Source organism: Acinetobacter sp. A2, assembly GCF_048537555.1.
Lineage (GTDB): Bacteria > Pseudomonadota > Gammaproteobacteria > Pseudomonadales > Moraxellaceae > Acinetobacter.
Genome location: NZ_CP183239.1, coordinates 1,974,640 through 1,996,815 on the forward strand (window position 1 = coordinate 1,974,640; position 22,176 = coordinate 1,996,815).

Annotated in this window: 22 protein-coding genes; 17 read left to right on the plus strand and 5 right to left on the minus strand. The window is 42.0% G+C overall.

The annotated features are described in order from the left end of the window. Positions 1–2: 2 nt before the first annotated feature. From ACNS8M_RS09370 to ACNS8M_RS09380, 3 genes are all read left to right on the plus strand, one after another. Positions 3–1,064, plus strand: a complete 1,062-nt coding sequence (locus ACNS8M_RS09370; protein WP_168525787.1) for a sulfate/molybdate ABC transporter ATP-binding protein — start codon at positions 3–5, stop codon at positions 1,062–1,064. A gap of 53 nt (positions 1,065–1,117) precedes the next feature. Next, entirely contained in the window at positions 1,118–2,041 is a 924-nt protein-coding gene (locus tag ACNS8M_RS09375) for a CysB family HTH-type transcriptional regulator (RefSeq protein ID WP_168525785.1), read from the plus strand. Positions 2,042–2,242: 201 nt separating this feature from the next. Continuing rightward, positions 2,243–3,415 carry an outer membrane protein transport protein gene (locus ACNS8M_RS09380; RefSeq protein ID WP_419224779.1) on the plus strand — a complete coding sequence of 391 codons (1,173 nt, stop codon included), beginning with the start codon at positions 2,243–2,245 and terminating at the stop codon, positions 3,413–3,415. Positions 3,416–3,471: 56 nt separating this feature from the next. On the opposite strand, the gene carO is transcribed toward ACNS8M_RS09380, so the two are convergent. Further along, positions 3,472–4,221: an ornithine uptake porin CarO gene (carO, locus tag ACNS8M_RS09385; RefSeq protein ID WP_419224780.1), complete on the minus strand. Its 750-nt coding sequence runs from the start codon at positions 4,219–4,221 to the stop codon at positions 3,472–3,474. Between the two features lie 303 nt (positions 4,222–4,524). Here carO and dapD point away from each other — a divergent pair, with 303 nt between their 5' ends. From dapD to ACNS8M_RS09410, 5 genes are all read left to right on the plus strand, one after another. Further along, positions 4,525–5,346, plus strand: a complete 822-nt coding sequence (gene dapD / locus ACNS8M_RS09390) for a 2,3,4,5-tetrahydropyridine-2,6-dicarboxylate N-succinyltransferase (protein WP_168460120.1) — start codon at positions 4,525–4,527, stop codon at positions 5,344–5,346. A 79-nt stretch (positions 5,347–5,425) separates the two neighbouring features. Further along, positions 5,426–6,136, plus strand: coding sequence for a 7-carboxy-7-deazaguanine synthase QueE (gene queE / locus ACNS8M_RS09395; RefSeq protein ID WP_168525780.1), 711 nt, complete (start codon positions 5,426–5,428; stop codon positions 6,134–6,136). Between the two features lie 74 nt (positions 6,137–6,210). Next, complete coding sequence (gene queC, locus ACNS8M_RS09400; RefSeq protein ID WP_168460124.1) at positions 6,211–6,882, plus strand: 7-cyano-7-deazaguanine synthase QueC; 672 nt, start codon at positions 6,211–6,213, stop codon at positions 6,880–6,882. Positions 6,883–6,895: 13 nt separating this feature from the next. Beyond that, positions 6,896–7,300: a hypothetical protein gene (locus ACNS8M_RS09405; protein ID WP_168525778.1), complete on the plus strand. Its 405-nt coding sequence runs from the start codon at positions 6,896–6,898 to the stop codon at positions 7,298–7,300. A 70-nt stretch (positions 7,301–7,370) separates the two neighbouring features. Then, entirely contained in the window at positions 7,371–7,829 is a 459-nt protein-coding gene (locus ACNS8M_RS09410; protein WP_168460128.1) for a peroxiredoxin, read from the plus strand. A gap of 65 nt (positions 7,830–7,894) precedes the next feature. Here ACNS8M_RS09410 and ACNS8M_RS09415 read toward each other — a convergent pair whose 3' ends face one another. Then, positions 7,895–8,470 carry a nicotinate-nicotinamide nucleotide adenylyltransferase gene (locus ACNS8M_RS09415; RefSeq protein WP_419224781.1) on the minus strand — a complete coding sequence of 192 codons (576 nt, stop codon included), beginning with the start codon at positions 8,468–8,470 and terminating at the stop codon, positions 7,895–7,897. A gap of 100 nt (positions 8,471–8,570) precedes the next feature. Here ACNS8M_RS09415 and ACNS8M_RS09420 point away from each other — a divergent pair, with 100 nt between their 5' ends. Together ACNS8M_RS09420 and ACNS8M_RS09425 are read left to right on the plus strand one after the other, a co-directional pair. Beyond that, a complete protein-coding gene (locus ACNS8M_RS09420; RefSeq protein ID WP_168460130.1) occupies positions 8,571–9,371 on the plus strand; it encodes an enoyl-CoA hydratase-related protein in 801 nt (266 codons plus the stop codon). A 150-nt stretch (positions 9,372–9,521) separates the two neighbouring features. Beyond that, complete coding sequence (locus ACNS8M_RS09425; protein WP_168460132.1) at positions 9,522–10,298, plus strand: nitroreductase family protein; 777 nt, start codon at positions 9,522–9,524, stop codon at positions 10,296–10,298. On the opposite strand, the gene ACNS8M_RS09430 is transcribed toward ACNS8M_RS09425, so the two are convergent. Both ACNS8M_RS09430 and purL read right to left on the minus strand, forming a co-directional pair. After that, positions 10,295–10,612, minus strand: coding sequence for an NGG1p interacting factor NIF3 (locus tag ACNS8M_RS09430; RefSeq protein ID WP_168417786.1), 318 nt, complete (start codon positions 10,610–10,612; stop codon positions 10,295–10,297). The two genes, ACNS8M_RS09425 and ACNS8M_RS09430, sit on opposite strands and share 4 nt — an antisense overlap. A gap of 178 nt (positions 10,613–10,790) precedes the next feature. Continuing rightward, positions 10,791–14,627 (minus strand): phosphoribosylformylglycinamidine synthase, encoded by a 3,837-nt coding sequence (gene purL / locus ACNS8M_RS09435; protein ID WP_419224782.1) that lies wholly within the window; start codon positions 14,625–14,627, stop codon positions 10,791–10,793. Between the two features lie 308 nt (positions 14,628–14,935). On the opposite strand from purL, the gene ACNS8M_RS09440 reads away from it, so the two are divergent. The 3 genes from ACNS8M_RS09440 to ruvB all read left to right on the plus strand — a co-directional run bounded on the left by ACNS8M_RS09440 (position 14,936) and on the right by ruvB (position 18,288). Beyond that, positions 14,936–16,279 carry a deoxyguanosinetriphosphate triphosphohydrolase gene (locus ACNS8M_RS09440; protein WP_419224783.1) on the plus strand — a complete coding sequence of 448 codons (1,344 nt, stop codon included), beginning with the start codon at positions 14,936–14,938 and terminating at the stop codon, positions 16,277–16,279. A gap of 112 nt (positions 16,280–16,391) precedes the next feature. Continuing rightward, positions 16,392–16,994, plus strand: coding sequence for a Holliday junction branch migration protein RuvA (ruvA, locus tag ACNS8M_RS09445; RefSeq protein WP_168460136.1), 603 nt, complete (start codon positions 16,392–16,394; stop codon positions 16,992–16,994). Between the two features lie 286 nt (positions 16,995–17,280). Then, a complete protein-coding gene (ruvB, locus tag ACNS8M_RS09450; protein WP_419224784.1) occupies positions 17,281–18,288 on the plus strand; it encodes a Holliday junction branch migration DNA helicase RuvB in 1,008 nt (335 codons plus the stop codon). Positions 18,289–18,354: 66 nt separating this feature from the next. Here ruvB and ACNS8M_RS09455 read toward each other — a convergent pair whose 3' ends face one another. After that, positions 18,355–18,933, minus strand: coding sequence for a hypothetical protein (locus tag ACNS8M_RS09455; protein ID WP_278517823.1), 579 nt, complete (start codon positions 18,931–18,933; stop codon positions 18,355–18,357). A gap of 227 nt (positions 18,934–19,160) precedes the next feature. Here ACNS8M_RS09455 and ybgC point away from each other — a divergent pair, with 227 nt between their 5' ends. Genes ybgC through tolA form a run of 4 tightly spaced genes read left to right on the plus strand, consistent with a single transcriptional unit; the run spans position 19,161 to position 21,985 of the window. Beyond that, positions 19,161–19,568 (plus strand): tol-pal system-associated acyl-CoA thioesterase, encoded by a 408-nt coding sequence (gene ybgC / locus ACNS8M_RS09460; RefSeq protein ID WP_004971791.1) that lies wholly within the window; start codon positions 19,161–19,163, stop codon positions 19,566–19,568. Positions 19,569–19,595: 27 nt separating this feature from the next. Beyond that, the gene (gene tolQ / locus ACNS8M_RS09465; protein WP_168541720.1) at positions 19,596–20,294 is read left to right on the plus strand and encodes a protein TolQ; all 699 of its coding nucleotides are present in this window, start codon (positions 19,596–19,598) and stop codon (positions 20,292–20,294) included. After that, the gene (gene tolR / locus ACNS8M_RS09470; protein WP_168541722.1) at positions 20,294–20,746 is read left to right on the plus strand and encodes a protein TolR; all 453 of its coding nucleotides are present in this window, start codon (positions 20,294–20,296) and stop codon (positions 20,744–20,746) included. The genes tolQ and tolR overlap by 1 nt, the downstream gene beginning before the upstream one ends. Before the next feature lie 3 nt (positions 20,747–20,749). Then, positions 20,750–21,985, plus strand: coding sequence for a cell envelope integrity protein TolA (tolA, locus tag ACNS8M_RS09475; protein WP_168541724.1), 1,236 nt, complete (start codon positions 20,750–20,752; stop codon positions 21,983–21,985). Positions 21,986–22,176 lie beyond the last annotated feature (191 nt).

Below are 22,176 nucleotides of genomic sequence, written 5' to 3' on the forward strand. Positions count from 1 at the left end.
ACATGAGTATTCAAGTTAAAAATATTGAAAAAAATTTTGGTGCATTCCATGCACTCAAAGACATCTCTCTCGATTTTCCAGATGGTCAATTGGTGGCACTGCTTGGGCCATCAGGCTGTGGTAAAACCACCCTGCTCCGTATTATTGCAGGTTTAGAATCTGCAGATCGTGGCCAAGTAATTTTAGAAGGTCAAGATGCGACCGATGTGCATGTCCGTGAACGTCAGGTTGGTTTTGTATTCCAGCACTATGCCTTGTTCCGCCACATGACTGTATTTGACAACGTGGCTTTTGGTTTACGTGTACGTCCTCGTTCAACCCGACCTTCAGAAGCTGAAATTAAAAAACGTGTTACCCGTTTATTAGATTTGGTTCAACTTGGCTTTTTAGCTGACCGCTACCCTGCTCAGCTATCTGGCGGTCAACGTCAGCGTATTGCTTTAGCACGTGCCCTAGCGGTTGAACCACGTGTATTACTACTCGATGAACCTTTTGGCGCACTGGATGCCAAAGTACGTAAAGAATTACGTCGCTGGTTAAGAACCCTGCATGATGAGCTACACATCACGTCTATTTTCGTGACCCATGATCAGGAAGAAGCACTGGAAGTTGCAGACCAGATTATTGTTATGAACAAAGGCAATGTCGAGCAGATTGGTTCACCACGTGAAGTGTATGAAAAGCCTGCTACACCGTTTGTATTTGACTTCTTGGGTCAAGCCAACCGTTTTGAAGGCCAACACCACAATGGCTTTGTTCAGATTGGTGAAGATCGGGTACAACTGCTGAACCAACCCAATGCACCGCAGGGTGACGTGATTGCATTTGCACGTCCAGATGAACTGCATATTCATGCACAACCACAAGAAAATTGCATTCAAGCTACTTTTTTACGTGAAGTTTGGATTGCAGGTAAAGTGGTTGCAGAATTGCAAGATCGTCAAGGTAATTTAATTGAAATTGCCTTAAGTGCAGAAGAAGCCAAGCTCCACCAATTCCGCCCAAATCAAACAGTATGGTTAAGTGTCAGCACTTTACATTTATTTGAAAATCAAGTTGCATAAGGACATTAAGATGGGGCGTCACATGCCCCATCCTCTTTTAAGGTTTCACCACTATGAATTTCCAACAACTTAGAATTATTAGAGAAACGGTTAGACAGAACTTTAATTTAACTGAAGCCTCAGCTGCACTGTACACCTCTCAATCTGGAGTCAGTAAGCACATTAAAGACCTTGAAGATGAATTAGGGGTACAACTATTTGTGCGTAAAGGCAAACGCTTACTGGGGCTCACCGAACCCGGGCAAGCCTTGCTGAGCATTGTAGAGCGCATGTTGGTCGATGCTGACAACATTAAACGCCTTGCCGATGACTTTAACAAAGTCGATGAAGGCACGCTTACCATTGCAACAACCCACACCCAAGCACGTTATGTATTGCCACCAATTGTAAATCAATTTAAAAAGGAATTTCCTAAAGTTCATTTGATTTTGCAACAAGCCAGCCCTATCGAAATTTCAGAAATGCTACTTCAGGGTGAAGCCGATATTGGCATTGCAACGGAGTCTTTAACCACAGAAGACAACTTGGCCAGTGTGCCTTACTATAACTGGCAGCACAGCATTATCACCCCGCAAGATCATCCTTTAGCGAGTAAAACTGACATTCAGCTGACCGATCTAGCAGACTACCCAATTATTACGTATCACGGTGGTTTTACGGGTCGCTCTAAAATTGACAAGGCTTTTACCGATGCAGGGATTGATGCCAATATTGTAATGTCAGCACTGGATGCCGATGTCATTAAAACCTATGTGGAATTAGGCATGGGCGTTGGTGTGGTCAACAATGTGGCATACGATGCTGAACGCGATTATCGTCTCAAACAAATTCAGACCGATATTTTTGGCATTAATACCACTTGGATTGCGGTGCACAAAGGTCATTTACTGCGTGGCTACGGCTATGAATTTATTTCATTATGCGCCCCAGATGCAGATATTAAAGCCTTGAAGCGTATTGCGTATCCTGAGGAATAAGCCAAATTAGACCAACATAAGCACGTAAATTGACGTGCTTATGTTTCATCACTTTGCTATGAAATTGGTTTATCTTTTTGTGCAGCAAATAATTGAAATAATGATTTATATTTTATAAAAACCATGAATAATATAGAATCTAAAATAAAAAATACGATTCAATTTTAAATACGATTCTATAATTTCGACCAAGGGCGTAACATGAAATATCACATTTATACTGCGTTATTCTACGTGCTGCCCATCGGTCATGTTTATGCTGCAGGCTTAGAACGCAGTAATCAATCTATTCAAGCTTTCTTTGAAAAAGGCAATTATGCAGAAGTGTCTATGCTGCAAGTCAACCCGAATGTTTCAGGAAAAGTGCAACCTGTTTCATCTGTAGGGAGTCCAGAGTTTTCTACAGGTGATATGGTGAATAAGCAACACTACTTTCAAGCCGCCTTAAAACTACAACCGCATCCACAAATTTCGGTCGCATTATTATTTGACCAACCTTTTTTTACGGATGTGGGTTATCAGTTCAAAACGACTCACCCCTCTTCAGAAATTGCAGACGTTGAATTCGATTCAAACAACATGACTGCACTGGTTGGCTTCCAACCAAATGCAAACTGGAATCTGTTTACGGGTGTGAGCTACCAATCCTTTTCAGGGAATCTCAGAATTGGTACACACGTCGACAATATTTATTTTGATTATGATGTGCACTTCCCTAAAGATCACGCATGGGGCTGGCTGGCTGGTATCAGCTATCAACTTCCTGAATATGCTTTCACTACAGCTATTACCTACCGCTCTAAAATTAAGCACCATACCAATGCTAGCGAAAGTTTTTTGGGGTTTCCTCTAGAGATTGCACCACAGCATGCGACTACTATTCAAACACCAGAATCAATTAATTTCGATTTTCATACAGGTTTACCTGCACAAAATTTTCTCTATGCATCCTTAAGATGGGTGAATTGGCAAGATTTTGAAATTCAGCCCTCACAATATGCTGCAATGCTACAGCAAGTACCTAATATGAATTTAAATCTGATTGATTACCAAAAAAATCAGTGGTCGGCACGTTTGGGTGTAGCGCATCAATGGTCACCAAAATGGATCACTGCTGTTGAAGGATTGTGGGACTCAGGTGTAGGAAATCCTGCTTCCAGCTTCAACCCTGTAGATGGTTATTTAGGTTTAGGTACTGGCCTTATTTATAATTTCACCCCTAAAACTTTTGTGATTAGCGGTATTCATTATCTGTACTTTAATCAACCAAAGAATGCACAAGGGTCTTCTTTGCTTTCACAAAGCTCACACTTTTCACAACTCGAAGAACGGGATGCTTGGATTTATCATCTCAAACTTGCACACCGTTTTTAGTCCATCAAAAAAACGAGCCGAAGCTCGTTTTTTGTTCATTCAAACACTGACTTGAATTACCAATGGTAGCTCACACCCAGTTTCGCCACTGGCATCCATTCATGTTTATCATCTGTACGAATTTTTTCCTCTTCAATGGCAATATTGTCTACCAAGCTTCCTCGAACAGCATTATCAGCTGCACCGCCACTCACAAGCGTCAAATTGGCGTCTGGATTACCCGTATAATAAGCGCCGACTTCACCAAACACACCCCAGTTATTGTTAATCTTTGGTGCAAAACCTAAACCTAAGTAAGGTGCGATGTCATTTTTATAACTCATTTTACCATTGATATGAGCACCATCTGTACCCGCTGTAAAAGCAGTATGGTTTACAGAGAAACCTTCACCAGGCTTAACACGGCGGTCTAGGTCATATTCATTATCTACATAACCAACACCAGCAGCTACATAAACGCCTTGAGCCCAACGGTTAGCACTTGCACCCCACGGACGGATCTCAGCATTTAAATAGGTCAGGTTATTCTCCATATCCATATCATACTTTGAGCCATTGACTGATAAATCATCCGACCAAGAAATATCACCACCGTTATAACCAAGAGCTAAGCCCACATACGGGTTTGCAGTCCAAAGTAAGGCACCGCCATAACCTGTTGTACCGACTTCAGCACGAACACCTGTTGGAATGAGTTGGTTACGGTCAAATGCATAACCATCCTGCACAACAGCTGTATCTGCCATTGCAGAACCTGCAGCTGCTGCCAATACCGATGCGGCTAAAATTGTGTGTAAAGATTTCATTGTGTTCTCCTCAAATTAAAACTTTTGAATTTTTCATTCGTTTTGTCATGAAAAAACTATAGGGCATGTTGCGCTCATCTTTTATGCAAGATTTGCTAGGTTTATGTTATTTTTTGATACAAATTCTTTTTTCTTGTTGATTGTTAAACAATTTAATTTCAAAACAGTAACAATTAAGCTGTATATAATCTGTTTAGCTTTCGACCTTTCATTATAATTTCTTTATTTAAAGCTTAATTTTCAATCTATTCTTGACACAATATAGTGTAAAATCTTGGGAAAATTTTTCAGGTAATTACATCGATGTCGCAGCTTTCAACAATTATTGAACAAGCATTTGAAGACCGTGCTAATTTTACAGCGGCAGATTGCCCTGCTGAAATTCGCCAAGCAGTTGAACAAGTAATTGTGGGTTTAGACAATGGCACATTACGTGTAGCTGAAAAAATTAATGGTGAATGGATTGTTCACCAATGGTTGAAAAAAGCAGTTTTGCTGTCGTTTAAATTGAATGACAACAAGCCAATAGAATCTTGTGACCTTCGTTTTTACGACAAAGTCGATACTAAATTTACAGATTGGACTGACGAGCAATTTAAAGCAGCAGGAGTACGTGTTGTACCGCCAGCCGTAGCACGTAAAGGTTCATTCCAAGCCAAGAATGTCGTATTAATGCCTTCTTATGTAAACATTGGTGCCTATGTAGATGAAGGCACTATGGTAGATACATGGGCAACAGTGGGCTCTTGTGCACAAATTGGTAAAAATGTTCACTTATCAGGTGGTGTCGGCATTGGTGGTGTACTTGAACCTTTGCAAGCTAATCCCACTATTATTGAAGACAACTGCTTCATTGGTGCACGTTCTGAAATTGTAGAAGGCGTGATCGTAGAAGAAGGCTCAGTCATTTCTATGGGCGTGTATATTGGTCAATCTACCAAAATTTATGACCGAGAAACGGGCGAAATCCACTACGGCCGTGTACCTGCTGGCTCTGTTGTCGTATCAGGCAACTTGCCATCTAAGTGTGGCACATACAGCCTATATGCGGCTATCATCGTGAAAAAGGTGGATGCTAAAACACGTGCAAAAACCAGCTTGAACGATTTATTACGCGAAGACTAATTTCCTTTCAGTCTTCAGCATCTCTACGATCAGCAATGATCGTAGGGATTTTTGTTTTTTATATACTGTGATGAATATTATGAGTACGCTGCGATCTTCCGCTATTCCTGTTTCTGATCCGTCTGCGGGGTTACGCATTACGGAGATTTTTTATTCATTACAGGGTGAAGCCAATACGTCTGGTTTACCGACGGTCTTTATTCGTCTTACGGGTTGCCCTTTGCGCTGCCATTATTGCGATACCACATATTCTTTTGAAGGTGGTGAACGCAAGTCTTTAGACGACATTATTCAAACCACGCTCGATTTTAAAACCCCGTATGTTTGTGTCACGGGTGGTGAGCCACTGGCTCAACCCAATGCACTGCCACTTATGCAGCGTCTGGCAGATTTAGGCTGTGAAGTGTCTTTAGAAACCAGCGGCGCGTTAGATGTCTCTAAAGTGGATCATCGTGTATCTAAAGTGCTAGATTTAAAAACCCCTGCATCGGGTGAAATGTCGCGTAATTTATTATCAAATTTGGATTTTTTAACCCAACATGATCAAATCAAGTTTGTGATTTGCAACCATGATGATTATCTTTGGGCAAAACAGCAGCTTGAACAATATCAACTGCATAAAAAAGTAGACACGGTGTGGTTCTCCCCCGCATTTGCAGTAGAAAAAGGTGCAGTAAGCCTGCCTCAGCTTGCACGTGATTTAGCGCAGTGGATTTTAGCCGACCATCTCCCGGTTCGTTTCCAGTTACAATTGCATAAATTGCTTTGGAACGATGAAACAGGTCGCTAATGCTGACTGCCGAAATTGCTCAGTATTTTGCTCAGGCCTTAAATCTTAATTTTTAAAGTTTTGGAGATTCAACTATGCGCCCTCGTGCCATTGTATTGTTATCTGGTGGATTAGACTCAACCACGTGTTTGGCATGGGCACAAGCGCGTTATGAATGTATTGCGCTTAGTTTTATGTATGGTCAGCGTTCTACCACAGAATTGGATGCTGCACGCACCTTGACCCAAAAAGCAGGCGTTGAGCACCGTGTGATTAATATTGATTTGGGTAATTTAGGTGGTTCTGCGTTAACCGATCACAGCATTGAAGTACCTGACCATGAGCAAGAAGGTATTCCTGTTACCTATGTGCCTGCTCGTAATACCATCTTCCTGTCTTATGCCTTAGCTGCAGCAGAAGTATTTGATGCAGAAGCGATTGTGATCGGTATCAATGCGGTAGATTATTCAGGTTATCCTGACTGCCGCCCTGAATTTATTGATGCTTTTGCCAATATGGCACGTCTGGCCACCAAAGTGGGTGTAGAAGGCAAACCGCTAAAATTTGAAACACCATTGTTACATTTATCCAAAGCAAATATTATTCGCTTAGGTATTGAACATGGCGTAGACTATAGTCAAACGGTTTCTTGCTACCAAGCAGATGACCAAGGACGTGCTTGTGGTAAATGTGACAGCTGTCGCTTACGCAAACAAGGTTTTGCCGATGCAGGTGTTGCAGACCCAACACGTTATATACCGTCATAATAAGGTAAAGTGTATGAAAAATTTAAAATCAAACATTATGGTTTCTGCGATTGTGTCTGTAGCTGCATTATTCGCAACAACAACACACGCAAATAATGATAAGTTGCAACAGGCATACAAAAGCACCAATGTAAAAGCAGCTTTAATTAATGTTTGTAAAGAAGAAACTGCTAAAGGCAAAAAACTAACTACTGCTGAAGTGAACAAGTATTGTACTTGTGCAGTAGAAGCAGATGGTAAATTGACCAACGCTCAGAAATGGGAAATTCAAAGTGCCATTAACCAGAAAAAGAGCCCTGGTACTTTAGCTTTTGTACAAAAGCAAAATAAAGATTTACAAGCTTGTTTTGGCCCACAGTTAACAGGTAAATTAAAAACCTTAACTGAAGAAGCAATGAAAGCTGCTGAGAAAAAATAAGTTTTCTTAACAATTTCAACTAGCCACTTTATGTGGCTAGTTTTTTATGTGCATGATTTTGGAGAAAAATATGAGCACGACAATTCAATTACCAAATCAAGCTTTTCCTGCCACTACAGGTGAAGTAAATTTAACCGAACTTGGTACAGATTGGTTAGTGGTGTATTTTTACCCGAAAGATTCTACCCCTGGCTGCACCACACAAGCTGTCGATTTTACAGCGCTAAAGCCACAATTTGAGGCACTCAATACCACCATCATTGGTATTTCGCGCGACTCGGTCAAAGCCCATCAAAACTTTACCGAAAAGCAATCTTTAGGTATTAATTTAATTAGTGACAAAGAAGAAGTGCTGTGCCAATTGTTTGATGTAATCAAAGAAAAAAATATGTATGGAAAAAAAGTAATGGGCATTGAACGCTCGACTTTTATTTTCCATCAAGGTCAACTGGTAAAAGAATATCGTAAAGTCAAAGCTGCAGGGCATGCAGAACAAGTCTTGGCTGACTTAACTGCTTTACAGGCTTAATTTTTCTGCTTTAAAAAATTATGGATGATTGATGCATTTTCAATCATCCATTTCTCTCTAAAAATTTATTCTTCAAGCAAATTGCTGCTGTCCTGTTGTTGATATTTTTCTTGTAACTGTTGATAAATAGCTGTGCTTTGAAATGCCTTTAAGAAATCAATTGTGCCTTTCGGGAAAAAATTAGGCTGGATTTCCCCACGATAATACGCTTCACGCGCAGGTGTAGCAGACATCGCACCTTGCAAACTGTCTAGCTCGACCATTTCCCATTCAGGAAAAAACTTTAAATAATAAGATGAATCATCTTTAAAATGCCCAATCAATCCAACTCGGTCTTGTGGCTGAATCAGTTCATTCACTAAAGATTTCACCAGTTTTTGCCATTTTTCATCATTATACACATCTACTACGTGCACAAATTTGATCCGCTCTTGCATATCTGGCGTAAAGTTAGACAAAATCATTTGTTCACGTTCTTTGGCTAAAAACGGATTTTTCAAATTACGCTCAGCTTGAGCCGAACCCAAGGCCAAAATCACATAATGACTGCGCTGCAAAGCAATTTGAATAGTTTGCAAGTGTGCTAAATGAAATGGCTGAAAACGGCCAATGAAAACCAAATAATCAAAGGTATATTGCATAATAAATCTAACTTTTTATGAACTCATGAGTTGTGCCAGCGCTGCGAATTTGCGACATAATGAGCCATAAATTCAACCCAATTAAAGCAAGGATAGTACGATGACACTGAGCTGTATTCAACAACCCCATCCACATTTGAATGCGAATTTAGAGCATGGCGTACTGACTTTAGCCATCAATCGCCCAGAAGCAAAAAACGCGCTGTATGGTGAATTATATTTATGGATTGCACAAGCCTTAGATGAGGCAGATCAAGCCAATGAAGTGCGTTGTGTCATTTTACGTGGTGCAGATGCCGACTTTAGTGCAGGCAATGACATGCAAGACTTTATGAAGTCTGCTGCACTTAAAGGGCAATTGCCTGCTGCGGAAGGCCCTCCATTCATCTTGCTAAAATCTGCAGCTAAGTTTTCAAAACCTCTAATTGCTGCAGTTCGTGGGGTAGCAATTGGCATTGGTGTCACAATTCTGTTACATGCAGATTTAGTTTATAGCGATGACACTGCGCTATTCCAGATTCCATTTGTGAGTTTAGGTTTATCGCCAGAAGGGGCTTCGAGCAAGCTTTTAGTGGAGCAAGCAGGCTATCATAAAGCTGCTGAACTTTTACTGACTGCACAAAAATTTAATAGTGAAACTGCCTTGGCTGCAAATTTAGTCAATAGCATTGAAAGTGATGTCTATGCAACTGCACAGCAAAAAGCAGCGCAATTGGCCGCTTTACCATTGGCTTCACTCAAACAATCTAAAGCGTTAATGAAACACAATGTAGATGAAATTGTGGCATGGATTGACCATGAAGCAGAAATATTCATGCAACGTGTCGGCTCACCTGAAATGATGGAAGCTGTGCAGGCCTTTATGCAAAAGCGTAAGCCTGACTTTAGCCAGTTTAATTAAGCTGCTGTTTCACTAAAAATGTATTCAGCACATCACCTGAATTAAAAAGAACGACTAACCACATTCGGCTTAAGCGAATGTGGTTTTTTCTTTATTCGCCCCCATATTTTGCTAAGTGCTGTATATCATTAAAATTGAGGATTATTTGAAATGTCTACTAAGCTTACTCAAGACACCAAACTAGAGAAAAAAGAACGCTATTTTGAAGCTGCCCCACAAGATATTGATGTCGAAAACTTTAAAAAAGTCATTCAAAGCCGTCGTTCGGTGCGTAAATTTACTGACAAAGCCATACCTGCCGAGGTTTTAGATGATTGCTTAGACATGGCCTTACTCGCACCAAACTCATCTAACTTGCAGCCGTGGACATTTGTTGTGGTGCAAAACCCTGCTAAGAAAAAGCAACTGGTCAAAGCTTGTTTAGGACAGCTTGCGGCACGCACCGCTGCAGAGCTCATTGTGTGTATAGCACGCACTGACCGGGTGGATGAAATGGCCAAAAAGAACATCAGCGAGTTTCCTTTTCCTGAAGCTCCTGCTGCAGTGAAAAAGTATTACAAATTTATTCCTTATAACTACATGACTGGTTACCTAAACACAGTAGGTAACTTTAAGAAAGTTGCATTTAAAATTGCTCGTAGTTTAGATAAACAATTACCTGTCACTGCCTTCACCCCTGCCGATGCAAAACTTTGGGCCAGTAAAACCACCGCACTCGCTTGTGAAAATATGGTATTAGCACTTCGTGCACATGGCTTTGACAGCTGTATGATGGAAGGTTTTGATGAACCAATGGTACGCAAATTATTAAAGCTGAATGATCAACAGCACCCAGTTATGGTTATTGCTGCAGGTGAACGTGCCGAAGATGGTGTATTTTTCCCGCAATATCGTTTTGACCGTGGGTTATTTATTCAAAAGGTTTAATCCTTTATTTCAATTATTTGTAAAAACTCAAAGGCAGGTTCTTCATAAGGATGACTTGCCTTGAGTGCCTTTGCCACTGCCTTGGCGTATTGCTCAGGCACAATGGTTTCCACTCTCCACTCGGCTACCTGTTCTAAAGTATCCAACTCACCAATAAATGGTTGTGCGCCCTGTACTGGTTTAAATTGACCTGTGCCTAAAACCTGCCATGCACAATGCTCATAATTGCCAATACCGCCCGCACCCGCTGTAAAAATAGCATTCTTGGTTGCTTCAAGATGTGATTCAGGTACATAGTAGATGAGTTTCAGCATATATTTTCCTTAATAAGCATTTAAATAAAATCGTTCGTTAAAATCTATTTAAAATAGTCTAAACAGAATTTATTCGATAAGCCTTGTTGTTCTATACAAAACACTTAATCATTTAAATCAGATAAAACAAATAAGCCACCCGAAGGTGGCTTAGTCTAATTATCAATTTAGCTCAAGCTTAACCAATAAACTTACGTGCATTGCGGAACATACGTAACCATGCACCATCTTCAGTCCATTCTTCAGGCTTCCAAGAATGTTGAAGTGCACGGAAATTACGTTCAGGGTGCGGCATCATAATCGTTGCACGACCATCGGTTGAAGTCACCCCAGAAATAGCATCTGGTGAGCCATTCGGGTTCATTGGATAATGCTGCGTTGCATTTCCATGACTGTCCACATAACGTAAAATCACTTGGTTGCCTGCATTCAAGGCAGCCAAATTCGCTTCTGGTGCAACGACACGACCTTCGCCATGTGCCACTGCGATTGGTAAAATTGAACCTTGCATATCTTGTAACAAGACAGAGTTCGATTTTTCCACACGTACGTTAACGCTACGCGCTTCAAATACTTCTGAGGTATTGCGATGGAAACGTGGCCACGCTTCTGCACCCGGAATTAATGGCGCTAATTGTGACAACATTTGACATCCGTTACAGATACCCAATGAGAAAGTTTCTTGACGGTTAAAGAATTTCTCAAACTGATCACGCAGTTTCGGGTTAAACAACACTGATTTAGCCCAACCACCGCCAGCACCCAATACGTCACCGTAAGAGAAGCCACCACACGCCACTAAACCTTCAAAGTCATCTAAATCAACACGACCTGCAAGTAAGTCACTCATGTGTACGTCAACAGTGTTAAAGCCAACTTTGTCAAACGCTGCCGCCATTTCTACATGACCATTCACACCCTGCTCACGTAAAATCACCATGTTAGGACGACGTGTATTGATATACGGTGCTTCTACAGGTTCATTTAAATCAAAGCTTGGTTGTGCAATTAAACCTTTGTGTGCTTTATCGGTAATTAATGCAAACTCTTGATCTGCTGTTTCTGAGTTATCACGTAAACGTTGGATTTGGTGAGATACTTCAGTCCACGCCACTTGCAAGTCTGCACGTTCAAGTACCAAACCATTCACAGACAATTGATCGGTATTATTGACAGTACCCACGACTGTAATTGTATCTTTCAGTGCAGATGCAGCGACTTCTGCTGCCAAGGCTGCCCAATCGGCTTTAGAAATTTGCAATACTGCACCAATTTCTTCAGCAAACAATGCTGCAACAGATTGATCTTCAAGTGCCACACCTAAGCGTGAAGCAAACATCATTTCTGCAACAGTCGCCAATAAACCACCATCACCAATGTCGTGATAGGCTTGGATCAGACCACGTGCATTCCAATCTTGCACCAAAGCAAAGAAAGCTTTGAACTCATCAAAATTGTCTACATCTGGTGTGATTGAACCAATGGCTTTATACACCTGTGCCAAAATCGAACCGCCTAAACGGAACTGACCTTTAGACAAGTCAATGCGTACTAATACTGAATCGGTATTTTTTAATTCAGGAGTTAATGTTTTGCGTACATCGGTTACAGGTGCAAAGGCTGTGATGACACCTGACATTGGTGAAGTGACAGATTTGTCTTCGCCTTCGTCATTCCAAGTGGTACGCATAGACAATGAGTCTTTACCTACTGGAATTGCAATACCCAGTGCAGGACACATTTCCATACCAATGGCTTTAACACCTTCAAACAAGGCTTGGTCTTCACCTTTTTGCCCTGCTGCCGCCATCCAGTTCGCAGATAATTTAATATCGCTAATCTGATCAATTTTGGCCGACATGATGTTAGAAATTGATTCTGCCACTGCCAAACGTGCAGATGCTGCAGGGTTTAACAATGCTACAGGCGGACGTTCACCCATTGCCATTGCTTCACCTGTGAAGCCTTGCAAGCTAGTGGTCGTCACTGCTGCATCCGCAACAGGGACTTGCCATGGGCCAACCATCTGATCACGTGCAACCATACCGGTAATTGAACGGTCACCAATGGTGATTAGGAATGATTTAGAAGCAACTGTTGGATTTTTCAAGACGCGGTAAATCGCATCTTTCAGATCGGTGACTTGTGCCGCAGCAAAGTCATCCCCTTTACGCTCAATGCTTTCATACGAACGGCTCATGCGAGGTGTACCACCTAACATAACCTGCATTGGCATATCTACAGCTTTGTTTTTAAATAGCGGGTCTTCAACCGTTAAATGACGCGCTTCAGTCGCTTCACCCAATACTGCAAACGGGCAACGCTCACGCGCACAGATCGACTCAAATAATTCTAAAGAACTTGGACGGATAGCCAATACGTAACGTTCTTGCGCTTCGTTTGACCAAATTTCCATAGGCGACATGCCAGGTTCTAAAGATGGAATCTTACGCAAATCAAGTACTGCGCCCAATTCGTGATCATTCACCAATTCAGGCATTGCGTTAGAAATACCACCTGCACCAACGTCATGCACCGATACGATTGGGTTGGCATCTTCCAAACGCCAGCAAGTATCAATCACTTCTTGGCAACGGCGTTCCATTTCTGGGTTTTCACGTTGTACTGAAGCGAAGTCAAGGTTTTCACCCATTGTACCGCTATCTACAGAAGATGCAGCACCACCGCCCAAACCAATTAACATGGCTGGACCGCCTAAAACGATGAGCAAGTCACCTGGCTGAATTGGATCTTTTTCAACATGATCTGGACGAATGTTACCGTAACCACCTGCAATCATGATTGGTTTATGGAAGCCTTTGACTTCACCATTCACGTTTTGCTCAAAAGTACGGAAGTAACCATTTAACGCAGGACGACCAAATTCGTTGTTGAATGCTGCACCACCCAACGGACCTTCAATCATAATTTGTAATGGCGATGCCATACGTGAAGGTTTACCGTAATTTTCTTCCCAAGGCTGTTCAAAACCAGGAATGTTCAAGTTAGATACAGTAAAACCTGTCAAACCAGCTTTTGGTTTACCACCACGGCCTGTTGCACCTTCATCACGGATTTCACCGCCCGAACCTGTTGCAGCACCTGCAAATGGAGCAATTGCCGTTGGGTGGTTGTGAGTTTCCACTTTCATTAGAATGTGGGCAGCTTGGCTCTTGTACTTATAAATGTAGTGACCTGTCGCTGCGTCTTTTTTCGGATAAAAACGCTGAGTATCAAAACCCACAATGACCGAAGCGTTGTCTTTATAGGCAGACAAAACATCTGTAGGTGATTCTTTATAGGTGTTCTTAATCATTTGGAACAATGACAATGGCTGTACTTCGCCATCAATTGTCCATTCAGAACCAAAGATTTTGTGACGGCAATGCTCAGAGTTAGCTTGCGCAAACATCATCAATTCGATGTCATGCGGATTACGACCTAACTTGATAAATGCATCAGTTAAATAATCAATTTCTTCATCAGACAATGCAAAACCAAATTCGCTGTTGGCTTTTACCAGCGCAGACTTACCTTCGCCCAAAATATCAATGCTGTTGAGCGGTTTTGGCTCAGTTTCAGTAAATAACGCTGCCGCATCATCTATATGATTGAACACACTTTCAGTCATGCGGTCATGCAATACTTGTTTAACTTCATTCGATACCGCTGAAATACCTTTCAGGGTGAACAAAACACCACGCTCTAAGCGGTGCACAGGTGTATTACAGTTAGCAAAAATATCTGTTGCTTTTGATGACCACGGTGAAATTGTACCCACACGTGGAGTGACTAAAATTTGAACTTCATCACTTGCAGCTTGGCGTAATTCAAAAGACGCACCATCGTTTAAAAGCTGTAAAGCAGATTGCTGTTGTTGCTCGTCGAGCGCTTGGTCAAATAAATAAACCCATTGGCTATCGAAAGATTGAACAGAACTCATTGACGCTAAACGGTTTAAGAGTTGAGTTTTCTTAAAAGAAGAATGTGCAGGTGCACCGGCAACGATAAACATGCTGATTTTGGCTCCACGGGCTGATCTTTTGGACCATGCCACAATGTGACTTGAAGAGAGCGCATATTCTACTGTGAAATGCCCAAATCAGCTAGATGGCAAAACAGTTTTATTGCTGCGTTTCAGCAGCAAAACTTCTGAATATTGAGATAAAGCATAGATTTCCGATGGTTTTGCATCTTAGATGATTCTGCCATTTTAGAAACACGTTAAAGCTGTATTTTAAAAGACAACTCATGTCGCACTCCCCTAGAGCTTTTGCATTTTTTTTGGCATGATGCAAACAAGCACATAGTGAATAATGATAAATGACTCAAATGCGTTGGTTAGAACTGCTTTCTACAGTTCGGATTGGTAGTAAAAAACAAAGTACAGAACAGGCGCGCAGCCCTTTTCATAAAGATTATGACCGTATTATTTTTTCGCAAAGTTTTAGACAGTTAAACCGTAAAACCCAAGTTCACCCGCTGACACAGCATGACGGTATCCATACTCGCCTAACCCATTCTTTAGAAGTCTCTTGTATTGGACGTTCTTTGGGCATGTTGGCCGCAGAAAAAATTAAAGACCACTTACCCATGTGGATTTATCCTGCCGATGTAGGTGCCATTATTCAGGCGGCTTGTTTAGCGCACGATATTGGCAATCCACCTTTTGGACATGCAGGTGAATACGCTATTCGCGAATGGTTTGACGATGCCTCACACGGCAACTTTCTTGCAAAACTCAGCGATGAAGAAGAAGCCGATGTACGTCAGTTTGAGGGCAATGCACAAGGCTTACGTCTGCTTACCAAAATTGATTATCACCCCAATGATGGCGGCATGCGTTTAACCTACGCCACCCTAGGTGCATATTTGAAATACCCTTGGCTCTCCAAAACCATTGCCGAACAAGGCAACCGTCCTGCCAATCAACGTGCAAAGTTTGGCTGTTATCAGTCAGAAAAAGAGATACTCCAACAAATTGCAGAACAACTAGGGCTGATTCAATTGGGGGATTATCACTATTGCCGTCACCCACTCACCTATTTGTTAGAAGCAGCTGATGATATTTGCTATGCCCTGATTGATCTGGAAGATGGCATTATTCTGAATATGCTCAGCTATGAAGAAGTCGAGCCAATTTTTCTAAACCTGATTGGGGAGTATGGCATCCCTGAAGAATTGGCGATGCCACGTACCACATGGCAACAGAAAATTGCAGCTTTACGTGGTCGGGTGATGAAGCGTTTGGTCGATGAAGTCACCACGGCTTTTGCTAAACATCATGTAGAAATTTTAATGGGTCAACTACAAGGTAGCTTATTGCAGTATTGCTCGGCAGATATTGAAGTTGGTATTAATCGCGCCAAAGATTTAGCCCGTGAGAAAATTTTTGAGCATCCACAAAAAGCAGGGCTTGAAATTATTGCACATCAAAGTTTACAAAATATCTTGGATGCGTTTATTCCATTGACCACACCGCATAAAACTCTCAGCTTTAAAGAGCAGCGTTTAATGTCTATTTTACAGCGTGCAGGGGCAGATTTTGCGCATAATCATTATGAAAATATTATGCAAGTCTTAGATATTATTTCTAAGTTTTCTGATCACCAAGCCTATAATTTGTCACAGGAATTACAGGGCAATAAGGTCGGACTACTTGGATGAATACGTTGGATATAAACAATATCATCACGCAAATACAGATTTTGCCTTTTAGGGCAAGGCACTCTAGTATGCAAACCTTAATTCATTTAAAACCAATGTGTGAAGCATAAATATGATCGGATGTCTTATTGGCGAAGTGTTAGCTTTGGAAGCACCAACCGTGTTGCTGAATGTCAACGGTGTGGGTTATGAAATTGACACCCCACTCACCACATTTTGCCAACTTCAAAAAGGGCAAAAAATCACCTTGTGGACACATTTAGCAGTACGTGAAGATGCACAATTATTGTATGGTTTTTTAGATGCACAGGAAAAAACCATTTTCCGCACCTTATTAAAAGTAAATGGTGTCGGCCCAAAAATGGCTTTAGGGATTTTATCGACCTTAAGTGTGGAGTTGCTAATTCACACTGTAGAACATGAAGATATTAATACCTTGATCAAAGTGCCGGGCGTGGGTAAAAAAACTGCTGAACGCTTGATGATTGAATTACGTGACCGCTTTAAAGCCATGTCTAGTGAAGCAACCAGTCACAATTCTACAACCACCCAAATTCAGTTTACGGGTAACTCTGCCGTTGCTGAAGCCGAAGCCGCACTGCAGTCTTTGGGTTACAAACCTGCCGAAGCACAAAAACTGATTAATGCAGTCAAGGCTGACTTTACCGAAGCCAGCGACATTATTCGGGCGGCATTAAAGTCGATGAATCGCTAAGCACACATTAATATTACCTGATTCACTTAATCTGATACGCGACGAAGTCATTCGCAACTGTTTGAGGCAGGAGGCATTTGCACAAAAATGTTTCTGCGATATTATCGATACGAATCAAAATTCGACGAGTTTTGCGAATGACAATGGTTTTGCTTACTTTTGCCTAAACAAAAGTAAGGCGAACCGCAGGTTATTCCTCATATTAAAGTTCTATTGGAAAGACTCCGTCAAAAATGTTTTGCGAGACTTCTAATTAAAATCAGTTTACTTAAAGTTTAGATCACCTATGCAAGACCGTCTCATCAGTGGTTCTGAAAAACCCGAAGATCAAATTGATCGTGCCATCCGCCCAACTTCCCTCGATGACTACATTGGGCAACCTGTCGTGCGCGAACAAATGGAAATTTTCATTGGTGCAGCACGTGGCCGTGGTGAAGCGCTTGACCATACCCTCATTTTCGGACCACCCGGTTTAGGTAAAACCACACTGGCCAATATTATTGCCCGTGAAATGGGCGGCAATCTTAAATCCACTTCGGGGCCAGTTCTGGAACGTGCAGGCGACTTAGCAGCCATGCTGACCAATCTTGAAGAAGGCGACGTATTATTTATTGATGAAATCCATCGTCTTTCGCCTGTGATTGAAGAAATTTTGTACCCTGCAATGGAAGACTACCAACTTGACATCATGATTGGTGAAGGGCCGGCAGCACGTTCCATTAAACTGGATTTGCCACCTTTTACCCTTGTGGCAGCCACCACCCGAGCAGGTTTGCTGACCTCTCCATTGCGGGATCGTTTTGGCATTGTGCAGCGTTTAGAATTTTACTCGGCTGAAGATTTGACCCATATTGTCAAACGCTCGGCTAGCCTAATGGATGTACCAATGACCGATGCAGGCGCCAAAGAAGTTGCTCGTCGCTCACGTGGTACACCGCGTATCGCGAATCGCTTGTTGCGTCGTGTACGTGACTATGCCCAAGTCAAAGGCACAGGTGAGGTCACACAAGACATGGCACAACGTGCGCTAGATATGCTCAATGTAGATAAAGATGGTTTAGACACCTTAGACCGTCGTTATTTATCTATGCTGTTAGAGCGTTTTGATGGTGGCCCTGCAGGTGTAGAGGCACTGGCAGCCGCTATGGCCGAAGATTCAGGCACACTGGAAGATGTCATTGAGCCATACCTCATTCAGCAAGGTTATGTGATGCGAACCGCACGCGGACGTATTGCCACCAATATGGCTTATTTGCAATTTGGCATGACACCGCCTGAGCCGAAAGAAAAATAACTTCAAGGGAGTTCATCTCCCTTTGAACTCTTAAACATTTAAATCAGTTAGGTCGGTAGCTAGACCCTAATTTTCGATGACACGCACATCTTCAACCAACATCAGTTCACATGCCCCCGCGCCTGTATCTTCACGGCTTAAAGAGCTGCGCCATTGCCAACCATCTGCGGCAGTGACCTCAACCAATTTACCTTTCAAATAAATCAGATCATCTTCATCTATACGCTTTAATTGTGTAGCAACAGCAGAGGTTGCAGGAATTAAGTGGGTATTGGCACTCAATCGTGCAATCTCTTGAACAGGAATAGGCGGTGTTTGTTCATAACGCCAATGATACCAACGGTTGCTTTGACGAATAGACAGCTGCTTATAAACTTCTGGCTTTGCCATTTCACCCCATCCTAAGGCAAAATCGACAGGGCTAAGTTCAGCTTCACGTCCAAAGTTGTAATCTTCACGTGCTAAAACACGAAACTCCCCTGCATAAGTTTCTAAAGTACGAATGTTATAATCTTTAAACTGATGGATTTGCTGCGTGGATTGATAACTTGCAGAATCAGAAATTCCATCATCTGACTGAAATAACACTATCCACAACGCATACAAAATTGCGATAACAACCAAAAATTTAATTAACCGACTCATGCATTTCTCATTTCAATTGATCATCTGCATGAAATACGCAGCCAGATAATTTTAACTTAAAAGCATGTTTGAAATCTTGTGCCATTGGACCAAGCGGTGAGAATGATAAACTGCCACGCGGTACACAGCTTGACTCCTAGACTTATTCACGTCACTTTCACAGACACGACTTAAGCTATAGACATTGCTGACTCAACAACTTTGCAACATAGAAGCGGAACACGATCATGGCGAATAAATTTGAATTTAAAATTCGTATCTATATGGAAGATACCGATGCAGGCGGTATTGTTTACCACGCTAACCATATTCGCTTTATGGAACGTACCCGTACCGAATGGCTTCGTGCATCGGGTGTTGATCATTACTGGCATCAACAAGACTACAATTTTGTCGTACATAAAATTAATGTGAAATATTCACGCCCAATCTTAATGGATGACCTAATTACTGTTACAGCAAGTGTAGTTTCGTGTAAAGCGTCATCATTTGTATTGCAACAAAATATTTATCGTGGTGAAATCATGCTTGCATCTGGTGAGGTTGAATTGGCCTGTCTTGGTTCAGACATGAAACCGCGTCGCCTGCCAGATGAAATTCGCAGCCTTATTCTGAAAGAATTAGGACAAGATTAAAAAAATGAATTGGCACATGTAGTAACTATGGCAACACAACTCGAATCATCTCTTCAAGTATCAGATCTTATTTTACAAGCTAGTCCTGTTGTTCAGCTGGTAATGCTGTCGCTACTTTTAGCATCATTATACAGCTGGTATCTGATTGCCAAGTTACACATGAGCTATAAAAAAGCACAGGCAGATGATCAGCATTTCCAAAAAATCTTTTGGTCTGGCGCAGAGCTGAATACGCTGTATAACAACGCCCAGCTCAATTCAAAACGTGTTGGCTTAGAAGATATTTTCTATCAGGGATTGGGGGAGTTTTTAAAACTTAAAAAACGCCACGCCCCTGCCACACAAAGTATTGAAGGTACAGAACGTATTTTACGTGTAGGTTTAAGCCGTGACCAAGCTCAGCTAGAACAAGGCTTAGGCGCACTGGCCAGCATTGGTTCTGTCGCACCGTATGTGGGTTTATTTGGTACAGTCTGGGGCATTATGAATGCCTTTATTGGACTTGCTGATGTTGACCAAGTCACACTAGCAACCGTTGCGCCAGGTATTGCAGAAGCCCTCATTGCCACAGCTATTGGTTTATTTGCTGCCATTCCTGCGGTACTTGCCTTTAACCATTACACAGCTAAGGGCGAAGGTATTTATTCAGATCGTGCCCTATTTGCTGAAGAAATGGTGGCCTTATTACAACGTCAATCTTTAGGCAACACTAAGGATCACGACTAATGGCCATTCAACGCTCAGGACGCTTCGAGCGCATCAAAAAACCACTGAAAAGTGACATGAATGTTGTACCTTATATTGATGTCATGTTGGTGTTGCTTGTGATTTTTATGGTTACCGCACCTATGATTACCAGTGGTATTCAGGTCGATTTACCGCAAGCCAATGGTAATCCAATTGAATCTAAAGATGCTTATGCTTTGGTAACTTTAGATAAAGATGGGCGATACTCCCTGAAATATAAAGATGTTAGTTCTAACCAACCTATTTCACTTGAAGAACTTACAACAATACTCACTCAAGCTCAGGAACAGGCTAAGTCAGAAAATAAAGAGTTTAGAGTAGTTATTGAAGGCCACAAATCACGCCCTTATGGTGAAGTGATATCACTGATGAACACACTTCAAAATACAGGTTTAACCCAAGTTGGATTGCTGACCGAGCCTTTAAAGTAATTTATGAAAGATTTTAAAAAGCCACCTTTTCAACAAAAAGCTATTGCGATTGGGTTCACCGTTGGTGTCCATATTATCGCTGTGGTTGGCTTGCTTTATTTGGGTATGAGTAAAGCGCCTGAGCCACCTAAACCCATTAAAACCGTACTGATTAAACCCGAAGATTTAAAACCATTATTAGAAACTGAATCTGCCGAAACGACACATGAAAATGTAGCGGAGCAAATTACTCAAACTGCTGAACCTGCTCTTGAACCTGCCCCAGTCATTCCGACACCTGCAGCGACTCCAACGCCACCCGAACCTCAAGTCGATACACAAAAAGCAGCGCAAGCGGCAGAAGCTCAAGCACGTGCAGAACGTCAAGCTGCTGAAGCAAAACAAATTGCAGCACAACAAAAAGTCGAAGCTGAACGCTTAAAGGCACAACAGGCACGTGCTGAAGAACGTGCGCAACGTGAAGCTGATGCTAAAGCAAAAGCTAAGGCTGATGCTAAAACACGTGCTGAAGCTGAGGCTATACGCCGTAAAGAAGCCGAAGCGCTAAAAAAAGCTGAAGCCGCAGAAAGACGCAAACTTGAAGCCAATGCAGCAGAAAAGCGTAAAGCGGAAGCTGATGCAAAAGCGAAGGTGGATGCAGAGGCAAAACGTAAAGCTGCAGCGGATGCTAAAGCCAAAGCAGATACAGAGGCAAAACGTAAAGCCGCGGCAGATGCTAAAGCCAAAGCAGACGCAGAGGCAAAACGTAAAGCTGCAGCAGACGCTAAAGCCAAAGCGGACGCAGAAGCAAAACGTAAAGCTGCAGCAGACGCTAAAGCCAAAGCGGACGCAGAAGCAAAACGTAAAGCAGATGCCGATACAAAAGCCAAGGCAGATGCCGAAGCGAAGGCTCGTGCTGATGCAGAAGCCAAAGCGTCTGCCGCTAAACAAGCCGCAGAAGAAGCCGCACAGAAAAAAGCTGAAGTACGCCGTATCGCTTCAACAGCTAAACGTGATTTTGAAAATAAAATCAAACGTGCGTGGGATACCCCTGTGGGTTCATCGGGCAAACGTGCAACTGCGCGTGTGACTCTAAGTGACAGTGGTGCAGTGCAATCTGTAGTGGTCAATTCCAGTGACCCAGACATGAAAGCCAGTGTAGAAGCTGCAGTTCGTGCTGCTGCGCCTTATCCAATGCCATCTGACCCAGATGCACGCCGTGAAGCACGCAGCTTCACCTCAACCTTTACCGCACAATAAGCTAAAATAGTCTGAGTAAAATCATTTACTCAGACTCTCCCCTAGAAAAATATTCACGACTTTAAATAAATTTCATTTTTCACAGTGTTATAACAGTTTTATTATACATTCATGCTTTCATTCCCAATAAAGCATGCCATTATGTACAACAATTACATCCAAAAAAGTTATGTTGATTTGAGAAAATAGCG